The 20,851-nt window shown below is 42.0% G+C and carries 17 protein-coding genes and 15 tRNA genes; 3 read left to right on the top strand and 29 right to left on the bottom strand.

Features of this window, described 5'->3' with window-relative positions; translation table 11 throughout:
• Positions 1–96: 96 nt before the first annotated feature.
• From CD004_RS04380 to CD004_RS04355, 6 genes are all read right to left on the bottom strand, one after another.
• Complete coding sequence (locus tag CD004_RS04380; protein ID WP_102261645.1) at positions 97–852, bottom strand: NRDE family protein; 756 nt, start codon at positions 850–852, stop codon at positions 97–99.
• A gap of 86 nt (positions 853–938) precedes the next feature.
• A complete protein-coding gene (locus CD004_RS04375; protein WP_102261644.1) occupies positions 939–2,153 on the bottom strand; it encodes a NupC/NupG family nucleoside CNT transporter in 1,215 nt (404 codons plus the stop codon).
• A 272-nt stretch (positions 2,154–2,425) separates the two neighbouring features.
• A complete protein-coding gene (locus CD004_RS04370; protein ID WP_102261643.1) occupies positions 2,426–3,364 on the bottom strand; it encodes a DNA-binding transcriptional repressor DeoR in 939 nt (312 codons plus the stop codon).
• Positions 3,365–3,590: 226 nt separating this feature from the next.
• On the bottom strand, positions 3,591–4,154 hold the full coding sequence (locus CD004_RS04365; protein ID WP_102261642.1) for a TetR/AcrR family transcriptional regulator: 564 nt from the start codon (positions 4,152–4,154) through the stop codon (positions 3,591–3,593).
• Positions 4,155–4,164: 10 nt separating this feature from the next.
• A complete protein-coding gene (locus CD004_RS04360) occupies positions 4,165–5,562 on the bottom strand; it encodes an efflux RND transporter permease subunit (RefSeq protein WP_102261641.1) in 1,398 nt (465 codons plus the stop codon).
• A complete protein-coding gene (locus CD004_RS04355; protein ID WP_170029949.1) occupies positions 5,555–7,051 on the bottom strand; it encodes an MMPL family transporter in 1,497 nt (498 codons plus the stop codon). Before CD004_RS04355 ends, CD004_RS04360 begins: the two co-directional genes overlap by 8 nt.
• A gap of 137 nt (positions 7,052–7,188) precedes the next feature.
• Between CD004_RS04355 and CD004_RS04350 the strand changes: the two genes are divergently transcribed.
• The gene (locus tag CD004_RS04350; RefSeq protein WP_102261640.1) at positions 7,189–7,410 is read left to right on the top strand and encodes a hypothetical protein; all 222 of its coding nucleotides are present in this window, start codon (positions 7,189–7,191) and stop codon (positions 7,408–7,410) included.
• Between the two features lie 68 nt (positions 7,411–7,478).
• On the opposite strand, the gene CD004_RS04345 is transcribed toward CD004_RS04350, so the two are convergent.
• The gene (locus CD004_RS04345; RefSeq protein WP_102261639.1) at positions 7,479–8,996 is read right to left on the bottom strand and encodes a glycine betaine uptake BCCT transporter; all 1,518 of its coding nucleotides are present in this window, start codon (positions 8,994–8,996) and stop codon (positions 7,479–7,481) included.
• A gap of 561 nt (positions 8,997–9,557) precedes the next feature.
• Here CD004_RS04345 and CD004_RS04340 point away from each other — a divergent pair.
• Entirely contained in the window at positions 9,558–10,358 is an 801-nt protein-coding gene (locus tag CD004_RS04340; protein ID WP_233434944.1) for a C39 family peptidase, read from the top strand.
• Between the two features lie 67 nt (positions 10,359–10,425).
• Here CD004_RS04340 and yhbH read toward each other — a convergent pair whose 3' ends face one another.
• The 7 genes from yhbH to queG all read right to left on the bottom strand — a co-directional run bounded on the left by yhbH (position 10,426) and on the right by queG (position 18,147).
• Positions 10,426–11,595 (bottom strand): sporulation protein YhbH, encoded by a 1,170-nt coding sequence (yhbH, locus tag CD004_RS04335; protein ID WP_102261637.1) that lies wholly within the window; start codon positions 11,593–11,595, stop codon positions 10,426–10,428.
• A gap of 476 nt (positions 11,596–12,071) precedes the next feature.
• Complete coding sequence (locus tag CD004_RS04330) at positions 12,072–12,254, bottom strand: hypothetical protein (protein WP_102261636.1); 183 nt, start codon at positions 12,252–12,254, stop codon at positions 12,072–12,074.
• A gap of 82 nt (positions 12,255–12,336) precedes the next feature.
• A complete protein-coding gene (locus tag CD004_RS04325; protein ID WP_102261635.1) occupies positions 12,337–14,232 on the bottom strand; it encodes a PrkA family serine protein kinase in 1,896 nt (631 codons plus the stop codon).
• Between the two features lie 338 nt (positions 14,233–14,570).
• On the bottom strand, positions 14,571–15,320 hold the full coding sequence (gene nfsA / locus CD004_RS04320) for an oxygen-insensitive NADPH nitroreductase (protein WP_102261634.1): 750 nt from the start codon (positions 15,318–15,320) through the stop codon (positions 14,571–14,573).
• Between the two features lie 116 nt (positions 15,321–15,436).
• Positions 15,437–15,916 (bottom strand): tRNA (uridine(34)/cytosine(34)/5-carboxymethylaminomethyluridine(34)-2'-O)-methyltransferase TrmL, encoded by a 480-nt coding sequence (gene trmL / locus CD004_RS04315; RefSeq protein ID WP_102261633.1) that lies wholly within the window; start codon positions 15,914–15,916, stop codon positions 15,437–15,439.
• 89 nt (positions 15,917–16,005) lie between these two features.
• Complete coding sequence (locus CD004_RS04310) at positions 16,006–16,899, bottom strand: amidase domain-containing protein (protein WP_102261632.1); 894 nt, start codon at positions 16,897–16,899, stop codon at positions 16,006–16,008.
• A 90-nt stretch (positions 16,900–16,989) separates the two neighbouring features.
• Positions 16,990–18,147: a tRNA epoxyqueuosine(34) reductase QueG gene (queG, locus tag CD004_RS04305; protein ID WP_102261631.1), complete on the bottom strand. Its 1,158-nt coding sequence runs from the start codon at positions 18,145–18,147 to the stop codon at positions 16,990–16,992.
• Between the two features lie 108 nt (positions 18,148–18,255).
• Between queG and CD004_RS04300 the strand changes: the two genes are divergently transcribed.
• Positions 18,256–18,924 (top strand): B3/B4 domain-containing protein, encoded by a 669-nt coding sequence (locus tag CD004_RS04300; protein WP_102261630.1) that lies wholly within the window; start codon positions 18,256–18,258, stop codon positions 18,922–18,924.
• Between the two features lie 396 nt (positions 18,925–19,320).
• On the opposite strand, the gene CD004_RS04295 is transcribed toward CD004_RS04300, so the two are convergent.
• From CD004_RS04295 to CD004_RS04225, 15 genes are all read right to left on the bottom strand, one after another.
• Positions 19,321–19,394, bottom strand: a tRNA-Gly gene (locus tag CD004_RS04295).
• A gap of 51 nt (positions 19,395–19,445) precedes the next feature.
• A tRNA-Leu gene (locus tag CD004_RS04290) sits at positions 19,446–19,530 on the bottom strand.
• 42 nt (positions 19,531–19,572) lie between these two features.
• A tRNA-Cys gene (locus tag CD004_RS04285) sits at positions 19,573–19,647 on the bottom strand.
• A 9-nt stretch (positions 19,648–19,656) separates the two neighbouring features.
• A tRNA-Gly gene (locus CD004_RS04280) sits at positions 19,657–19,731 on the bottom strand.
• A 6-nt stretch (positions 19,732–19,737) separates the two neighbouring features.
• A tRNA-Gln gene (locus tag CD004_RS04275) sits at positions 19,738–19,812 on the bottom strand.
• 39 nt (positions 19,813–19,851) lie between these two features.
• Positions 19,852–19,927 (bottom strand) — tRNA-His (locus CD004_RS04270).
• Between the two features lie 11 nt (positions 19,928–19,938).
• Positions 19,939–20,012: transfer RNA gene (locus tag CD004_RS04265), tRNA-Trp, on the bottom strand.
• A 7-nt stretch (positions 20,013–20,019) separates the two neighbouring features.
• Positions 20,020–20,104, bottom strand: a tRNA-Tyr gene (locus CD004_RS04260).
• Positions 20,105–20,175: 71 nt separating this feature from the next.
• Positions 20,176–20,251: transfer RNA gene (locus tag CD004_RS04255), tRNA-Phe, on the bottom strand.
• Positions 20,252–20,256: 5 nt separating this feature from the next.
• Positions 20,257–20,332 (bottom strand) — tRNA-Asp (locus tag CD004_RS04250).
• A gap of 40 nt (positions 20,333–20,372) precedes the next feature.
• Positions 20,373–20,446 (bottom strand) — tRNA-Met (locus tag CD004_RS04245).
• Positions 20,447–20,472: 26 nt separating this feature from the next.
• Positions 20,473–20,548, bottom strand: a tRNA-Val gene (locus CD004_RS04240).
• Positions 20,549–20,551: 3 nt separating this feature from the next.
• Positions 20,552–20,626: transfer RNA gene (locus CD004_RS04235), tRNA-Glu, on the bottom strand.
• Between the two features lie 16 nt (positions 20,627–20,642).
• Positions 20,643–20,734 (bottom strand) — tRNA-Ser (locus CD004_RS04230).
• 3 nt (positions 20,735–20,737) lie between these two features.
• A tRNA-Asn gene (locus CD004_RS04225) sits at positions 20,738–20,812 on the bottom strand.
• Between the last annotated feature and the right edge of the window lie 39 nt (positions 20,813–20,851).

Below are 20,851 nucleotides of genomic sequence, written 5' to 3'. Positions count from 1 at the left end.
ACATATTAGTTGGGGAAGACCGCGAATATGCTATAATTTAAAAAATTTCACAAAATAAAACACAGACAACCACATTCGAGGTTGTCTGTGTTTGCTTCACAAAGTTATGAAAAATTCCTGATTTGACCGCTGATCCTTTGTATGAACCCGTTCCTTAAAATAGATTTCTTTTTCATTGATCAATATGACGGTAGAGCTTCTCGTCCCGTATCCATCGCTTTTGATAAACATCGGTGACAGCAAACGCTCCCACTCCAGCGAGACTCCTGTTGAAGGCAACAGATGGTCTGGTGCAGGGTCGGCATTTTCCAAATGGGCAAATAACTGGTCAACCAGATGTGGATGCTCTCCAGAAATAATGCTGGCAAGCCCCGCCTTCCCTCGTTCTACCTTTGGCCAGTCCGTATTAAGCAAGTGGTTGCTGACACCATGAATGCCAGGCTCAATTTTTTGCAAGGGCCCTCCACGGTTGGAATAATAATAAAGCTCCTCCAAATCCCCTGCTAGCAGATTATAACCCGGATATTCATGTCGACGATGGTTCAACTCATCTAAATAGGCCTGCGGATTATCTGTCCCTTTCAGAAAATCTGCAACAAGCTCCCCTCTTGTTCTTTTCCCATCCGTGGTTTCACTTGGGTCACGATAATTGGTCAGGGCAGCAAACTTTCCCGAAGTCGTCACTCCCATCCATGTTCCCATTTTTTCAAGATCCCGCCCGGCTAGCAGTTCTGGCGCTTCTTCCCAAAAATAAGCCGGCGCAGTTTCCCGGGCATATGCTTCATCCCGATTGGCAGCGACAATCAGCTTATACTTCGGATGCGCTTTGTAAGCAAATAAAATCAAACACATTTTTCATCACGACTTTCAGTCCATTTTCCTCTATTATAACTTAACGCAAAAAAAGAGAAGGACTAAGTCCCTCTCTTTTCACCTTTTTATAGAAGCATACCTGCCATTGCTGCACTTAAAAGTGATGCAAGCATACCTGCGACAACAGCTCTTACACCCATTCTAGCGATGTCTCCGCGACGGTTTGGCGCAAGGCTTCCAAGTCCGCCAAGCAGGATACCCATTGAAGATACGTTTGCGAATCCACAAAGCGCGAAGCTGATGATTGCAACTGTTTTTGCAGATAATTGTTCAATTTGTGGTGCAAATGAAGAATATGCTACAAATTCATTCAAGATTAACTTTTGACCAATGAATCCGCCAGCTTTTACAGCTTCATCCCAAGGTACGCCGATAGCGAAAGCGAGTGGCGCGAATACAAAGCCAAGGATTGTTTCAAGAGTTATGTTTCCAGCTCCGAAGAATCCACCAACGAATCCAAGAAGCCCATTGATCAAGGCAATCAATGCGATGAATGCAAGCAACATGGCACCGATATTCAATGCCAACTGGAGACCTGTGCTAGCACCCTTTGCGGCAGCATCGATCACGTTAACTGAATCCGTATCTTTTTCCATCTTCAGTTCATCAGATGACTCAGATTTCTCTGTTTCCGGTATCATAATTTTAGCAAGTACCAAACCTGCCGGCGCAGCCATGAAGCTTGCTGCAAGAAGGTATTCTAACGGAACCCCCAATAGTGAGTAACCAATCAATACGGAACCTGCTACAGAAGCCAAGCCCCCAACCATGATGGCAAATAGCTCTGACTGAGTCATTTTCGCAATGTAAGGCTTAACAACAAGTGGTGCTTCTGTCTGGCCTACGAAAATGTTAGCTGCAGCTGATAGTGATTCAGCCTTGCTCGTTCCCAGCAATTTAGAAAGCGCTCCGCCCAGGATCTTGATGATTACTTGCATGATTCCCAGGTAGTAAAGCACAGAAATTAAAGAAGAGAAGAAAATTACAACCGTTAATACTTGGAAAGCGAATACAAAGCCAATATTTTCGGCCTGGAACAATCCGCCGAACAGGAATTGCACACCAGCGTCTGTATAGTTGACGATTTCATTGACACCAAGTGAAAGCTTTTTAAGTAAGAGTTTACCTGTTTCCCATTTCAATACTAAGAACGCGAAAATGAATTGGATTGCCAACCCGCCAAGGATTGTCCTAAAATTGATGGATTTTTTGTTATTCGAGAAAATAAATGCTATTCCCAAAACGACTGCAATCCCCATTAAACCCCATAAGATATTCATTATTGACCCACCTCTTGTTGTGATATTTGCTTGAACTGTTGTTACCGTTTACAAATGATATGAAAAAAATTTCAATAAAACGTTTACATTTGTTTACTTCAAACTTTCTATAGCAAATATATCAGAAATAAAGAACTTTTGTAAATATGTTTTTGAACAAATGTAAAATGAAATTTATACCTTTTCACCATTTCGACAAAAATACCCGCAAAGGCCTCAAACCTATCGGGTATTTGTTTGTATCTTATGGCTTTGCTCTATTCACCGAATCCTTACTTATCTAACAAGAATTTTGCAGTGAATTGGTCCGTTACAAGTACATTTGTATACTTCCCCTTTAAAGCTCCATAAATACCATCTATTTTGTGAGCTCCGCCTGCAACCAATACTGAATATTTTTTCGATTTTAACTCTTCAAGTTCTATCCCTAAAGTTCTCGCATCCAGATTTTCGTTGCAAACCTTCCCATCTTTATCAAAAAAACGCGAACATATATCGCCTACAGCTTTTGAATATATGACTTGCAGATCTTCTTCTGTAAAGTACCCTAACTGGAACAATAATGATTCAGACTTTATCGGGCCGATTGTATAGACTGCAATGTTCGATTGCTTCCCCATCTCCAGGATCTTTTTGATATGCCTGTCCGCTTCCATTGCCTGTTTTACCACGACATGATCAACGATCGCCGGCAACGGGAGATGATGAGGTGCACTATTGAAAGCCTTGCCGAATAAATACAGTATTTCATTCGCGTACGTGTTCGTTTCAGAATGGCTGACTCCGCCCTTCAACTGAACGACCTTGACATTCTTGCACGGCTTCTGCTTAAGTTCGAGCGCGACATGATAAAGGGTCGTGCCCCAAGTGACACCGATAATATCATCATGTTCTACCACTTCATTCAAGAAAGCAGCGGCCTTCTCCCCGAGATATGTTTTGATTACACTGTCCTCATATTGTGGAATATGGGTGACGATTGCCTTTTTCAACCCAAACTTTTGTTCAAGTTGCGCTGACAAATTCTCTACATCCTCTGTCGGGTCCATGATTTTGATATCGACAATGCCCTCCTGCTTTGCGATCTGCAGGAACCTTGATACTGTCGGCCTCGATACTCCCAACTCTCTGGCAATATCATTCTGGTTATAATCAAGTAAGTAATAAAGCTTAGCTGCCTCGATTATCTTCAATAATTTTTCTTTTTCCATTCGTGATCACCCTTGGAAATGACTTAAATTCAATACATTCATTTTAGCAAAAAATACGAATGAAAACATTTACATTTTAAAAAAGAACAAAATGTTCATATAACACCAAAACTTTACATATGTTTAGTTATCTTCGGACTTTTTTACACAAAACTCATAGTTTCAATAAATATAAAAAATAGATAGAAAAAAGAATTGGGTTCTCCCCAATCCTTTGCATTAAAGATTATTTAATAATTGCCAGTACCGATTGAGCATACTTCCTTGCCAGTAAATACTTTTCTTCTTCATTTAATAAATGAAAGGGGCGATCATTCTTGAAGATAACCTGGCTGACAAAAATTCCTCCTAGATGCCTTGCAGCAAGCCCTGTATCAACTTTTTGCCCCAAGTTCTCATAGTGTAGCTTCAAACCTTTTTCAAGGCTGGAAAAGATCATATTAGGCAAATCGACTTCTTCATCTAAATTCCCCATCAAGCTTTCGGAAATGAGCATTCTGACCAGGGATGAATTTTTTGATAGTGTGTCCAGCCTATTTTCAATGATCTTTATTAGAAAAGCTTCAGTATCCTCTAATTTTGCCAACCTGGCAATTTGGGAATCAAATTGTTTTTCCAGAACATTCTTGATGACCGTTAAAAACAGGTTTTGTTTATTGGTGAATTTCCGAAACAGCGTTACCTCAGCCACGTCTGCTTCCTTTGCTATTTCCTGGGTTGTAGCCTGCAGCCCTTTTTTCACAAAAACCTTCATTGCTGCATTCAAAATTTGTTCCGTCTTGTCCCTCATTCTGCCACCCCTAGTTTACTGCTAATTCATTCTCCCTTATATGTCTTATTTTCACAAAACGGTCAAGAATAATCAAGATGGCAGGCATAACTACAATTGTACTAAACAGTGCCAGGAAAATATTTATTAAAGTCATCAAGCCGAAGTTGCTCAAGATGACAAAATCGGAAATTAGCAGCGCGGTAAAACCGCCTATTGTTGTAAAGGCAGATGCAAGGATAGCCTTCCCTGTTTTTCGGTTCGTAATCATAATGGCTTCTCTGCTGTTTCTGCCTTTTTTACGCTCTTCATAAAAGCGCTCCATAATCAGGATAGTAAATTCTGTGCCGATTCCGATAATCAATGCGCCAAGTGTAGCAGTTAACGGAGTATATTTAATATCCAATAAAGACATTGCAGCTCCTGACCACCCTACAATCAGGATGATGGGCAGCAATGGGATGAATGCTTTTACTGGATGGCGATAGGCAATTAACAAACCAAGGAATACAAGGCCCATTCCTAGCAATGTCATTTTGTACCTTCCTGTAGTCAATGCTGTAACCATTTCAACATCCAGCACCGCCTTTCCAGTAACCGTTGTTTCGATTCCTTCTATTTCTTTCGCTTCTAAAAAGTCCATTAGGTCATTAATGAATTCCTTAAGTTCCTCTGCCTCTAGATGCTTAATACTTATAGTGATAACGCCCTTTGTCCTCTCTTCATTCATCATCAGCTTTTTCTGTTCCTCTGGCATTTCCGCCAATTTTTCTTCTATCCCATGTGGTTCTGGAAGTTCTCCATCATTCATTTGTCGAAGTGCAGTTGTGATTGAGCGTGATTCTACAATGGTTTCTGGAAACTCTCTGTCTACTCTTCCGGTTATTTCATCTGCCCAATCCATAACCTCAGTTGATGACACATCATCGGCTTCATACACAACCGAAATTGAATCAGTACTGCCGAGAATATCCCTCAATCTATGAATATCCTTTAACTCCTGCGTATCCTGTGGCATAAATTTTTCAACATCAGTTTCGACTCCTGCCTTTAAATCAGCCCAAATCCCAAAACCCGCTGATAAGAAAGCAATAATAACGATCAACCACCTTAGCGTTATCAAGTGCTTTGTAAACCAATTGAAAAATCCGTCTCCCTTTTTAGCCTTTAATCTTGTTTGTTTCTTTTTATTCCCTTCACTTTTAAAATGATGGTCTCTGATAAATAATATTGGAATCAATAGGAATAACCCTACTATAAAACTGACAATCATCCCTAAAGTTAACATCTTGCCAAAATCCTGTATCATCGGTACCGGAGAAGTGTATAAAGCTATAAAACCAAGCCCCGTGGAAATTAATGCTGTCAAAACAGCCGGGACCATTTTCGTTATCGTTACATAAAGGCTTTTTTGTGGCTTCTTATTCATGGTCACCCTCCTCTTCTGCCATTTCTTCCGAATATCTGTTTTGGAACTGAATGGCGTAATCTATGCCAAGGCCAATTAGGATTGGGAACACAGCCATCGATACCATTGTTATTGGAATTTGAATCCACCCCATCAATCCCACTGTACCAATCACTGCAATCAAAATGACACCTAATGGTAGTAAGCGCCAACTAACATTAAAGGAAAAAAATAAGATGATAACCATAAACAATATAGATAGCATCATCATTTTCTGCATGCTTTCCTTCATTGATGAACGAATTGCATCGTCCAAAACTGGTTTACCCGAAACCATCATTTCCGTTGAATCTATTTGATTTTCATTTAGATATGACTTAACTGTTTGTGAAACTTCACTTTTTACACCATCGGAAACATTTCCGTTAAACTTCACCATCATGATCATAGTATGGTCATCAATGAGCACTTCATTAAATATGTCCCTCTTCTTGCCATTTTCATCATAAACCATGTGTTCCAGTGTTTCCTGCTTCTCTGGCAAACCTGGTTTCAATGTATCAGAATAGCCATGCATTGTGGTCAAATTTTCACTGATTGAAACCAGTTTCGTGCCCATTTCCATTAAACCATTGCTGAGTTCATTTAAATCTTTAGCTTGTTTCTCCTTTTCTGCCTGTAACTTTTCTAATTGTCTTTGTTGATTTGATAATCCGCTTTCAATCCCCTTCAGCCCCTTGATTGTTTGCTCTGAAACGTTAGGCAGTGCTGCGGATCTCTCGGCTCCCTGCAACATTTTTTCAGAAAGCTGGATAAGCTGGGTGCTTATTTTATTTATTTGATCTGCTTGTTGCTTTGCTTGCAGATCATCCGTATTGTATTTTGACGCTAATGCTCCCAGTTTCAATCCAGCTTCCTTTGTATAGGATCCAAACTGGGAATACCCATTAACTAGACTGATTGTCCCTTCCTTGAGCTTCATCTGGCCTTGAACCATTTTATTTAATCCCTGATTCAATTCCGACATTTGTCCTTCAACGCTTGACAGCTGACTGCCTTCGGAAGCATTAGCTTCCATTTGCTCCCCAATCTCGATTAACTTTTCACCCATTTTATACAGGCCATCTGAAACCTCTACTAGCCCGTCTTTATATTTGTCAGCTTGCTTGGAAGACATTTCTTCAATCAAAACAACAGGGCTCATGACACTATAAACCTCTTCATGGGTATTCAGAATTGTCTCAAGCTTCTTCATATGGCCCAGCCTGTCAACAGTCAGTACCTTATCATCTATTCCTTCATAAACAATGATGATGGATTCTCCCCCAAATTCTTTTTCAAGCTCCTGGTTATCTATATAAACCCTTGATTCACTGCTTACTAAAGTCTCATTACCTGTAGCCATTTGAACGTTTCTGGCCCCCGCAGCTAGTAGTACAATAGCCATTACAGTGAATAAAACTATTTTCACGGGGTGTTTTGACATTAATGAAATTAGTTTTTTTAGCATCTTTGATTCCCCCTAAAACGCAAATGTAAGTAATTACTTACATTCATTATAAAAAGGCTTTTCAATTTTGTAAAGAACAAAAGAACAAAAAGCGCAAGCGCCTCGTTCAGCCCCGACAAGCGCTGGAGGGCCGGCCGGTGAAGTCGTTCTTTGACTTCATTTGGCGGACCGAAACCGAAAAGTATAGCCGACTGTCCAGAAACGCAGAAACTGGAGACTCCGACAAAGAAGCGCTTTTTGCTTCTGCCGGCGGAGTTGAAGTTTCGGAGTTTCTAGGAGGCGACACTAGACAAGCGACTCGAGGGGCTAGGCGCTGGAGCTGGATTAAGAAAATACATGTAGTTATCCACACTAAATAATTTAATAATTTCTTAAACAATAAAAAAAGGAGTCATCCCATATCAATTGGAATGACTCCTTTTATCAATTATTGAGACTTACGTTTAGGAATTTTTCCAATCCCCAGTTCTTTCGCCTCTTGGTTCAATGCTTTAATTAGACTTAATCCCATCAAAGCCATAATGATGGAGAACGGCAATGCGGCTACGATCATTGTATTTTGCAATGCCTGAAGCCCCCCAGAGTACAGCAATACTAAAGAAATTGCCGCCAGCATGATTCCCCATGTAAATTTAATCCTATTCCCTGGTGTCAGTGATCCATTGGTGGTCATCATCCCTAAAACGAATGTGCCTGAGTCTGCTGAAGTGATAAAGAATGTACCGATAAGAATCATTGCCAGAATGGACAATAATGAACTTAATGGATAATTGGCAAACACGCCAAAAAGCGCTTCTTCGGTCGCAAGTTCTGAAATATTTGCAATCCCTTCATGCTCAAGCATGATCGCTGATCCCCCGAAAGCTGAAAACCATATGAAGCCAATCAAAGAAGGTACAAGCAGTACACCGAATACAAACTCTCTGATTGTCCTTCCTTTAGAAACTCGAGCTATAAAAATCCCTACAAATGGTGCCCAGGCAATCCACCATGCCCAGTAGAAAATGGTCCAGCCGTTGATCCACGAACGGACATCTTCATTTAAAGGTGCAATCCTGAAGCTCATTGCCGGCAAATTTTGAAGGTATGTACCAATTGTGTTGGTAAAGAGGTTCAGGATAAACTGGGTTGGTCCCAAAAACAGCATCGCCACTAGCAATATTGCGGCAAGTATCATGTTTACATTACTTAAAATCTTGATACCTTTTCCAAGTCCTGTCCAGGCAGAAATCATGAACAATACTGTTACGATCAGGACAATAAACAATTGAGTTACAAAACCAGTAGGTATTCCAAACAGGTAAGAAAGTCCCCCGTTAATTTGTACAGCTCCAAATCCTAAAGTTGTTGCCACACCGATTACAGTCGCGACAACGGAAATTATATCAATCACTTTTCCAGTTGTGCCATTCGTTTTTTCGCCTAAAATCGGGCCAAGAGTAGCACTAATCAACCCTGGCTTTCCATGACGGAAATTGAAATAAGCAAGAACTAACGCCACAATCCCATAAATGGCCCAGGCATGGATACCCCAATGGAAAAATGTGAATCTCATCGAATCACGAATTGCCTGGTCAGACCCGGCTTCTACTCCAGTTGGTGTCGAGACCATATAGTGGCTGATTGGTTCAGCAGTTCCCCAGAAAACCAACCCTATTCCCATACCTGCGCTGAAGAGCATCGCATACCATGTCAGGGTAGAAAATTCAGGGCGGTCATCCTGCCTGCCAAGTCTAATCTTTCCAAGTGGGCTGATCAGAAAATAAAGACAAACAATTACAATAGCAGAAACAAGAATTAAATAATACCAGCCAAATGAATCAGTAATGAATGCCTGGATGCTGGCTGTTACTGACTCAAGTTTATCTGGAACAAACACACCGAAAAGAACCATTAATAACAAAATTCCAGTCGATATGAAAAAAACAGATGAATCCTTTTTCATCAAAAAACTCCCTTCGTCAACATTTGCACTTTAATACACTAACATAAATTTGTGTTTTTTTAAAAAGATTGTACTCATAACAGAGATAGTATTACCGGTTACAGTCATAAAAATGATTGTCCAATTCATTTTTTCTAAAATTCACAACTACTGCATTCCCCCATATTCTTACCCAAACCCTTAGGTTATGGACTTCATTGTTGAATAAACCCTGAGCGATGGCCCTTCCATACGGAACAATTGAATCCACTAAGTCCGACTTTCCTCCTTCTCAAGTACATTCTCCGATAAAACTTTTTTTGGGCATTGATTGTTAGCCCTTGAACATGAGCTTCCATCACATTCCTAATTAATATATTGAGGAGATTTCTACTGTGGAGTTCCAGTAACTATTTAACTTTTGGTTATGTAAGCAACAGAATTTATTCAGAGGTCCAAGAAAAAAGATCGTTTTCCAACAAATTCCCAATATCATTCTATTAGTCTATTGAATCCTTGTCGAATTTTGATTAAAATTGGTAGAGATGGTCACTTGAAGGAGAAATGTTAGGAGAAGATATTTTGGATAAAAAGTTATTAATTAGATCACTTTCAATTGGAGCCATTTTCTTAGGTACCTATCTGGGGGCGGAGAATTTTCGATCAGTTGAAAATCCAACTGCAGAAACACAAGCTGCGGTTGCACCCAAAATTACCCGCACAGAAGCTCATTCGGTAACTAAAAATATTGCTGATAAGGAAGTTCTTGAGGATTTCATCAGTACTGAAGAGAAAAAAATAATTGAAGGTGTCCCGCACATCAGTCAGCTTCCAGAATTACAACGCGGGTGTGAAGTAACTAGCTTATCTATGCTGTTGCAGTATGAAGGAATACAAACCGACAAGATGACCTTGGCTAAGCAGATACATAAAATCCCCTTCCGCGACGCAAATTATGTTCGCGGAAATCCATATGATGGCTTTGTAGGCGATATCTATACATTCAGCAAATCAGGATATGGAGTTTACCATGGCCCTGTAGCAAATCTTGCAGAGAATTATCTGCCAGGGAAGATCAAAGACATAACCGGAAAATCAATCCATGATGTATACCAACTTATCGATAGCGACTCGCCAGTTTGGGTCATCACCAACTCCACTTTCGCGCCGCTTCCTGAATCGGAATTTACTATTTGGAAGACAAATACTGGAAACGTAAAGATCACTTACAGAGAACACAGTGTGCTGATTGTCGGCTATGACGAGGAATTTATTTACGTAAACGACCCTCTTGCCAGCGATGGCTATAAAGCCTTTCCACGTACACCTTTCGAAAAAGCATGGGTACAGATGGGCAGCCAGGCGATTGGAATTGAAAAATAATAGATTGTTATTATAAGAGTTTATTATATAGAAAAATCGGCAGGAGCTATGTCCTGCCGATTTTTGATTAAGCATACATCTTGTTCTCTTCATTTTTGAAAAAGCTTTTCATCGCGTGGAACACGTCAGCCTTCTGCTTGAGGATATAGTAACGGAAGTTATCATCTTTAATGTTTTTATACGCGGACATTAGGGTCGAGTGGCGGTTGTACTGATTGACTTCTCCATATCCAAACATATTGGAGACCTTCATCAGCTCTTCTACTAACTTCACACAGCGGGCATTGTCGGAGGTCAGGTTATCACCATCTGAAAAGTGGAATGGGTAGATGTTAAACTTGCTTGGATTGTATTTTACATCAATCAGTTCTAATGCTTTTCGGTAGGCGGATGAACAAATGGTACCTCCGCTTTCCCCTTTTGAGAAAAAGTCTTCCTCGGAAACTACCTTTGCTTCTGTATGGTGGGCGATAAATTCAATTTCAACTGTTTCATACTTGGATCGAAGGAAACGCGTCATCCAGAAGAAAAAGCTTCTTGCCATATACTTTTCCCACAGCCCCATACTTCCGCTTGTATCCATCATCGCAAGCACAACAGCTTTAGAATCAGGTTTCACAACTTCATTCCATGTCTTGAACTTCAAGTCTTCCTTGTAAATAGGGTGGAAGGATGGCTTGCCGGTCATGGCATTTCGTTTATAAGCCGACATCATCGTCCGCTTTTTATCGATATTCCCCATTAATCCAGTCTTCCTGATATCGTTGAATTCAATATTTTCAACGAGATGCTCCTGTTCTTCCTTCTTCTTGAGGTTAGGAAGCTCCAGCTCTTTAAATAACGCTTCTTCGATTTCCATCATTGATACTTCTGCTTCGTAATAATCCTCACCGGCCTGGTCTCCTGCTCCTTGCCCTTTCCCAGGACCTTGCTGCTGCCCGGAGCCGTCACGAGCGACGACATCGCCTACTTTACTGTCTCCGTTCCCCTGGCCGACATGTTTGTTCTTATCATAGTTATAACGGATTTTGTACTCATCCAGTGACCTTATCGGAATCTTTACGACATCCCTGCCGTTGGACATGATAATATTCTCTTCGGTGATCAAATCAGGCAGATTGCTCTTTATTGCTTCCTGCACCTTTTCCTGATGGCGCTGTTGGTCATCATGTCCTTTGCGGTGGAGGGACCAATCTTCCTGGGAAATCACAAACTGGTGATTGCTTTCATCGGTCATTTTCAACCCCTCCTTTGAAATTTTTGTTTTGACAGTAACACAATTCAGTATACCTTCATACAATATCCCGATGGACTTTACCCTTGTGGGAATTGTAATTACTCTATCTTATGCAGGAAGACAAAATAATTTACAAATAATTTTGACAATTAACCTTTTCTTCTATGGATGGACAAGCCCATTTTATCTTGAAACCCCTTTGGGAATTATTGTCCTTTTTAACCAGTACAAGTATAAGTTCTTTTCCACAGATAACCCCTATATAGCTCTTCCCAGCAGCAGACATGGACACTCTCCCTCATTTCCCTCTGAACCTGTCCGAAGTTGCTCCGGGTTCGGACAGCTTTTCTTCATTTTCCCCTGAAACTGCCTGAATGCCCACTGAGTTAACTTCGAAAGCCAGTGAGGTTGCTCAGATCATGTTGCAGCGTGTCATCATTTCTACAAAAAAATAACCTCTGCGTTATCTGCAAAGGTTATTTCTTTTCATTCACTTTATCAAATTGAATCGGATCTGGTACTTTATCGTAGTCCTCTTTCAAGACTTCCCCTGTGCGTCGGTGCTCCATTTGCTTGCCCAGATCTTCTATTTCTTCTTCATTACGCGCCATTGAACTATTTTTAGGGACATAGTCTTTCGGCAGATCTTTTTTAGTCATGTTAATCACCTCTTGCCTGTACTATTCCCGCTTTCAGGTACTTATAAACTAAAAGGACCTGCAATCTGCAGGTCCTCATAATTTATCTGTTTAACAGGCTTCCGACATACCGCAGCAATTCATTTGCTGAAGTAGAGTTGTAACCATGCTCATCAATCAGCCTTGCGACGACATTATTGATTTTCTTCAGCTGCGTCTCATCAGGAGTTTTCGTTGAAGTGGTAATCTTGACAACATCCTTCAGGTCAGCAAACAGCTTTTTCTGGATTGCTTCACGCAGGCGGTCATGTGAATTGTAATCAAACCTCTTGCCTTTACGGGCATAGGCAGAAATCCTGATTAAAATCTCTTCACGGAAGGCTTTCTTGGCATTTTCGGAAATGCCAATCTGCTCCTCGATGGAGCGCATCAACTTCTCGTCCGGATTGATTTCTTCTCCAGTCAGCTGATCACGCATCTTCGCCTTGTTGCAGTATGCTTCGACGTTATCAAGATAATTATCCATAAGAGTTTTCGCTGATTCTTCGTATGAGTAGACGAATGCCTTTTGCACTTCTTTTTTCGCAATATCATCGTATTCCTTACGTGCAATAGAAATATAGTTCAGATACCGCTCCCTTGTCTCGGCCGTAATCGATGGATGCTGGTCAAGGCCTTCTTTAAGAGATCTCAGGACGTCTAATGCATTAATCGTTTTAACTTCTTTTCTAATGATTGTTGAAGAAATCCGGTTAATGACATAACGAGGGTCAATCCCGCTCATTCCCTCATCTTGATGCTCTTTTTTCAGTTCCTCTACATCAGCCCTGTTGTACCCTTCGACACTCTCGCCATCATAGAGCCTCATCTTCTTGATAAGGTCAATATCGCCTTTTTTCGGATCCTTCAGGCGCGTCAGTATCGTGAACATCGCAGCTACCCTCAGAGTATGTGGTGCGATATGGACATCGTTTACATCGCTTTCCCTGATCATCTTGTCATAGATTTTCTCTTCTTCGGTCACTTTTAAATTATAAGGAATCGGCATCACGATAATCCGTGAATGCAAGGCTTCGTTCTTTTTATTGGAGATGAATGAACGGTATTCCGTTTCATTCGTGTGTGCGACAATCAGTTCATCCGCGCTGATCAATGCAAATCTTCCTGCTTTAAAATTGCCTTCCTGCGTCAGGCTGAGCAAATGCCAGAGGAATTTCTCATCGCACTTCAGCATCTCCTGGAATTCCATCATGCCCCGATTCGCTTTGTTCAGCTCACCATCAAAACGGTATGCACGCGGATCGGACTCAGATCCATATTCCGCGATAGTAGAGAAGTCGATACTGCCTGTTAAATCGGCAATATCCTGGGATTTTGGATCAGATGGACTGAATGTGCCAATGCCGGTCCGTTTATCTTCAGAGAAGAAGATTCTTTCCACAATGACATCTTCAATCCGGCCGCCATACTCCTGTTCAAGCCTCATCATGTTGAGCGGCGATAAATTACCTTCAATCCGGATACCATATTCATCATAAAAGTCCTTGCGCAAATGATGCGGAATCATATGCAGTGGGTCTTCATGCATTGGGCACCCTTTAATCGCATAGATTGCTCCCCTGTCAGTATGGGAATAAGCCTCCAGCCCTCTTTTCAGCATCGTGACGAGAGTCGATTTACCTCCGCTTACTGGTCCCATTAACAAAAGGATCCGCTTCCTGACATCCAGCCTTTTCGCAGCAGGGTGAAAGTACTCCTCAACCAGCCTTTCCAATGCTTCCTCAAGCCCAAACAACTGTGCATTAAAGAAGGAATAGCGTTTCTTCCCTTTTTCGTTTTCAATTCCAGCATCTTTGATCATATTATACACACGCGAATGTGCCGATTGAGCAACCCATGGCTGTTCCTTCACGATTTCAAGATACTCCCTGAACGTCCCTTCCCACTTCAGCTTCTCTTCATCCTGGCGATACATCTCAATCTTTTTTAAAATATCCATATGGACCTCCCCATCTAGCGTTATCAAGAGACGATTAATAAATTCTATGCAGCAAACAATTTGAACATGCGTAAACGTTCCGTCTGGGTGATTGTCCTTTTTTACTTTGAACCGGAAAAAATAAGCCCATCCTTCACAGTTGCGAGATAATAGGCTATAATAATTTCTATATGGACAAAATCGAATTTTAGGGAGGCTTACATATATGAAACTAATCCTAATTATAGGCGTCACAGTTGCATTCTTAGCTGCAATCTTCACATCAGGTTACGATGATAAGCCGGGAATCACGAAAAAATAAAAAGCTGCCGATTGGCAGCTTTTTTACTTTTCCATGATTATTTTTTATTCAATTTTTGATTTTCCACAAACTTCTTCATATACAACCTTGATTTGCGCCCTAGCATTTTTGCCATCTGGCCCGTCCAGGTATCGGCTCTCTTTCCACCCGTTCTCTCCTGGTAATATTCAGAAGTCGTTTTATTGTAATCTTGAAGCTGCTTTTCAAATAAACCCTGGTCTTGTTGATACTCGTTTTCCATATAGATATGCTCGAACGGCAGACGCGGCTTGAGATCCGTTTCCTGGTCAGGATACCCTACAGCCATGCCAAACAGAGGAATAACATGCTCAGGTGTCTTCAAAACTTCCTTCACGGCCTCGAGGTCGTTGCGGATTCCGCCGATATAGCAAATCCCAAGCCCCATCGATTCAGCCGCTATGGCTGCATTCTGGGCAGCTAAAGCAGCATCAATCAATGCCACCATGAATTTTTCTGTGCTTTCAATTGAATCTTTTACATCTGCACTTTCCAAGTCACCGACTACCTTATGGCGATGCAGGTCTGCACAAAACACAAAAAAGTGGCCATTTGCTGCTACATAAGCCTGATTACCGGCCAATTCAGCCAGCTTGTCCTTTTTTTTCTGATCTGTTACACCGATTATTGAATATGCCTGGATAAAGCTAGAAGTAGAAGCCGCCTGGGCACTTTTCACAATTGCTTCAACTTGCTCCCTATCCAGCGATTGATCCGTAAAACGCCTGATCGAACGATGTTGTAATATAGTCTCAATTACCTGATTCATTTTATTAACAACCCCTTCTCGACTTATGTATAGCCCCTGGAACCACATTTCCTGCAAAATATCATAATACCAGCAGACAGATATTCATGCCAAAAAAGGAGACCTGAAAAGGCCTCCTAATATTTACGCAAATCCCGATAATCCTGCTGTCTAAGTGCTTCGTAAATTAAGATAGCAGCCGTGTTAGATAGGTTTAATGAACGGATATTCTCATTCATAGGCAGTCTCAGACATGTCTCTATATTTTTTTCGATCACTTCTTTAGGAAGTCCTGTCGTCTCTCTGCCAAAAATAAAGAAGAAATCCTTTTCGATTACGCTATAATCAAAATCAGAATGCGCCTTTTTGCCAAATTTAGTTACGTAAAAGAATTCTCCGCCCTCGTTCTGTTGATAAAAGTCCTCGAGCGAATCATAATAATGAATTTTCACATGCTCCCAGTAATCCAAACCCGCCCGCTTCAACATCTTGTCATCCGTCGAAAATCCCAACGGCCTGATCAAGTGAAGCTCGGTATCGGTACCGGCGCATGTGCGCGCTATATTGCCAGTGTTTGCTGGAATGAGCGGCTGATATAATACAACATGCAATGCCATGACTTTCACCTCTGATAAAAACTAAAGCCATTATACCACTACACTCCTTCACAGCAAAAGAAATGGTGCTGTACTATTTCGGAATGTCATTAAATATCATCATGATCATCCGTAATCGTAAAGAACTTGTATTTAATATTAGGAGTATAGGCCGTCGAATCCTCATATGCCCAATACCGCATCCGGCTGTTATAAGTATGGGCATTGACCAGCGGCATTCCATCCGCATCATGTCCCGTAACAATCGTGGTATGGTCAAAACGGCCATCCCCCTCAAAGTCATAACAGATGACATCCCCAAGCTTCAGCTTTTCTGCACTTTTTACTTCTCTCCCCCTCAACCCCAGCTTGGACCCTGGGATATACCAGCGCATTGCATTGGCGACCGACCAGCTGAAGCTCCAATTATCATTCTGCATCCACCAGCCATTGCTTCGATTTGGGTACCCGCGCATCGGCCCTCCGCCCTGATGAAGGCATTGCGATATATAGTTGGTACAATCGACCTCGAACTTTTTATATGCAGGATTGTAGTCATTCCACCATCTTTCCGCATACTGGACAGCCTTCAGCCTGTCATATTTGAACCCCTTCCTCTCCTGGTCTCCCTTCTGCTGTGCAATTGCTGGCATCGCTTCATGCCTGCCCTCGGAACCTTTGATTTCATTCAGCTTTTCATCCTTAACCAGGACGCCCTTGAAAAATTCAGCCTGCCTCTTCTCCACTTCTTCCTCCATGTAAAATAATCCTCGTTGCTTAATCAAATACTGAAAATGAACCTCATATAGAACCAAAGCATTTTCCTTATTGTCAACCTTCTCTATTACTCTGCCATTTGCCTTTGCTTTTACAATTTCAGCAGATCGATTGGCAAAACTCTGCTTTTTCATCTCTATACTGGGACACTCGTGCAGTTGATTTCGCGGCATTGATACACATTGAAGGACACGCTGTTCCAGAAGTTCCTGCAGTTGTTCACGCATGTTCATCTCTCCCTTCACCTTTCATATTTATGAAGCATTCCAGGAATTCACGCATAAAAAAAAGAATGGATTTAACAAAATCCATTCTTCTTACACAGATATATTCGACTCTGGGTTGTCCTTAAAAAACTCCAGTCCCTTACTGATTTCATTTAGTACTTCCTCTTCCTTCTCAACAGCAGAGGCATGTTTCAGTGCGTCCAACGCTTCACTTCCGCCAATTTTGCCAAGCGCCCATGCTGCCGTTCCCCTGAGAACAGGTCTTGGATCATCCTGCATTACCTTGATCAACTCAGGTACTGCTGTATCATCTTTATAATGCGCAAGGGCAATGATCGCATTGCGCTGGATAGGCTTCTTGCCTCGCCAGGAACCGGACACATGTCCAAACTTTTCTTTAAAATCACGGTTGCTCATCGTCAGTAAAGGTTTCAGAAGGGGCTTCGCAATTTCAGGATCTGGCTCCATTTCTTCATGGAAATGAAAATCCTTCCCTTTGTTCTCGGGACAAACTGTCTGGCAAGTATCACAGCCATATAAGCGATTGCCGAGTTTTTCCCGGAATTCATCAGCCAAAAAACCCTTCGTCTGTGTCACGAAGGCAATGCACTTTTGTGCGTCAAGCTGCCCGCCCTGCACAAGTGCCCCCGTAGGACAAACATCCACACATTTATTGCAGCTGCCGCAGCGATCCTCCATAGGCGTATCGGGTTCAAACGGTATATTGGTGATTATTTCACCTAAATAAACATATGATCCAAACTCTGGTGTGATAATGGAACAGTTTTTTCCGCTCCAGCCTATCCCTGCCCGTTCGGCAACTGCCCTGTCAACTAATTCTCCCGTATCAACCATCGACTTGAACAATGAACCAGGTACCTTCGAAGCAATGTATTCCTCGAGTTTTTTCAACCTGTCCCTTAGGACTACGTGATAATCAGTCCCCCATGATGCACGGCAGAAGATTCCACGCCGTTCTCCCTTCTTGCTGACAACTTTCGTCTTCATCTTTGAAGGATAAGCTAGTGCAATCGAGATGATTGATTTAGGGCGGTCAAAAATCAGGCTAGGTTCCGTTCTCTTTTCAATATCCTTCTCCTCAAATCCGGAATGATATTGAAGTTCCTGCTGTTTATATAACCTGACCTTCATCTCCTCAAAGGTTGAAGGAGCCGCAAAACCTATTTTATCAATCCCGATCGTTTTGCTGTATTCGATAATATCCTGCTTCAAACTTGCTGTATCCACTGGCGGATTCCTCCTTTCCATTTTGATATTTATATTGAAATCCCAGAAATTTAAAAGCAAATTACTTTTATGATAAACTATTTTAAAGCAGTTTTGGAGGTGTAATCAATGGAAATTCAAGTTTCCAGGTCGATATGCGATCTCATTCCCGGATTCTCTGTCGGGATTATCGAATATAAAGACATACATGTAGGCGAGTCTCCGCAAATGTTAAAAGGCAGATTGCAGCTTTTCCAGGAATCAATTTACTTCGACCTTCTGGAAAAAAACGTAACCGAGCTTGAAGGCATCAAAGAATGGCGAGGAATATTCAAAACAACAGGGAAGGATCCAAACCGATATAGACATTCGGCCGAATCCCTCTACCGCAGGATCGCAAAGCAGAATTATCTTCAACCCATACATAGTGCGATAGATTTAAATAACTTCTTCTCACTTGAATATCAAATTCCAATAGGAGTTTATGACAGTGACAAGCTGATAGGAAATGTATCGATTAAAATCGGAGAAGAAGGCGAAGAATACAAAGGTCTAAATGGAAGAACCAATAACCTTGCCAACTTAATCACCTCTGCAGATGAACAAGGTCCATTCGGCAGCCCATTTGTCGATTCAGAAAGATCTGCCGTAACAGCATTAACGACAAATGCCCTGCAGATTGTATATTTAAGACCCTCAACTACACCCGAGAGCATGCATAAAATGACACAATCATTAATGAACATGTTTACCCAAATCCATGGAGGGACTGGCATATATAGAATGATCGGATGCTGATGCATCCTTTTTCTTTTTGAGTGATGATCATTCATTGGTGACCATCAGGTAGGTATAAGCTGAAAATTTCCGGCTATTGTATATATAGTGGATGCTTAAGAAGTGAAATAAGCGGAGATATTCCGGTTATTGTATTTAGAGGACGCTTATGAAGCTAGAATAAGCGGAGATATTCCGGCTAACTGTTAAAAATAAGACAAAGTCCAATGATTTTATCTAAATAGACGGAAAACCGACCCTTATTTTAGTAAAAATAAGGGTCATATTCAATTTAAGCGAAATTTTTCCGTTTATTTTACGAACACTATGAAACCAAGATTCAGTGATAACACTGGCAAAGAAAAAACGCAGCATATCGTTTTCTGGAAACGACATACTGCGTTAGTCACGTATGTATGGAGCGGGTGAAGGGAATCGAACCCTCATCATCAGCTTGGAAGGCTGAGGTTTTACCACTAAACTACACCCGCATACATATCTCTATGAAATAAAGAAAACAGGATATCCTGTTTATAAAAAAGTGGTACCGGTGGTCGGGGTCGAACCGACACTCCAGAAGGAACACGATTTTGAGTCGTGCGCGTCTGCCAATTCCGCCACACCGGCATATTAAAATGTCTTACTTTCTTGCTGCCACTAAATCATTAGTGGAGGCGGCAACCGGATTTGAACCGGTGAATAAAGGTTTTGCAGACCTTTGCCTTACCACTTGGCTATGCCGCCATATATTTTTGGAGCGGAAGACGGGATTCGAACCCGCGACCCCAACCTTGGCAAGGTTGTATTCTACCACTGAACTACTTCCGCAAAAAATGGCTGGGCTAGCTGGATTCGAACCAACGCATGTCGCAGTCAAAGTGCGATGCCTTACCGCTTGGCTATAGCCCAATATATACTATTCACTTACTGGTGAATATGTGATTAAAATGGGGCGACTGATGGGAATCGAACCCACGAATGTCGGAACCACAATCCGATGCGTTAACCACTTCGCCACAATCGCCATAATAAAATTGGCAGGGGTAGTAGGAATCGAACCCACACCAAAGGTTTTGGAGACCTTCGTTCTACCTTTAAACTATACCCCTATATTAGTGGTGGAGGGGGACGGATTCGAACCGCCGAACCCTGAGGGAGCGGATTTACAGTCCGCCGCGTTTAGCCACTTCGCTACCCCTCCACTATAACATCTTTTTTGATGTTAAAAAACCCATTTTACTAAATTTCCTGAATAACCAGGTATTGTATAGATGGTGGCTCAGGACGGAATCGAACCGCCGACACAAGGATTTTCAGTCCTTTGCTCTACCGACTGAGCTACTGAGCCACAAATGGCGGTCCCGACCGGGATCGAACCGGCGATCTCCTGCGTGACAGGCAGGCATGTTAACCGCTACACCACGGGACCAAAGTCTTTTCAAGTTGAGCACTTAAAAAGAACTTTATGATTGCGGGGGCAGGATTTGAACCTGCGACCTTCGGGTTATGAGCCCGACGAGCTACCGGACTGCTCCACCCCGCGACGGTATTAATCTTTTAAAACATATATGGTGGAGGATGACGGGATCGAACCGCCGACCCTCTGCTTGTAAGGCAGATGCTCTCCCAGCTGAGCTAATCCTCCATTTGGTGACCCCTACGGGATTCGAACCCGTGTTACCGCCGTGAAAGGGCGGTGTCTTAACCGCTTGACCAAGGGGCCAGATATAAAGTTTCTATGGCGGAGAGCAAGGGATTCGAACCCTTGAGACAGCGTTGACCGTCTACACGATTTCCAATCGTGCTCCTTCGACCTCTCGGACAGCTCTCCAAATGGCTCCGCAGGTAGGATTCGAACCTACGACCGCTCGGTTAACAGCCGAGTGCTCTACCACTGAGCTACTGCGGAATAATAATGATTTCTCCGACTTGGATACACGATCCGTAT

Origin of the sequence: Mesobacillus jeotgali (assembly GCF_002874535.1) — a bacterium.
In the GTDB taxonomy this organism is placed as follows: domain Bacteria; phylum Bacillota; class Bacilli; order Bacillales; family Cytobacillaceae; genus Mesobacillus; species Mesobacillus jeotgali.
This window is presented reverse-complemented; position numbering and strand designations above follow the sequence as displayed.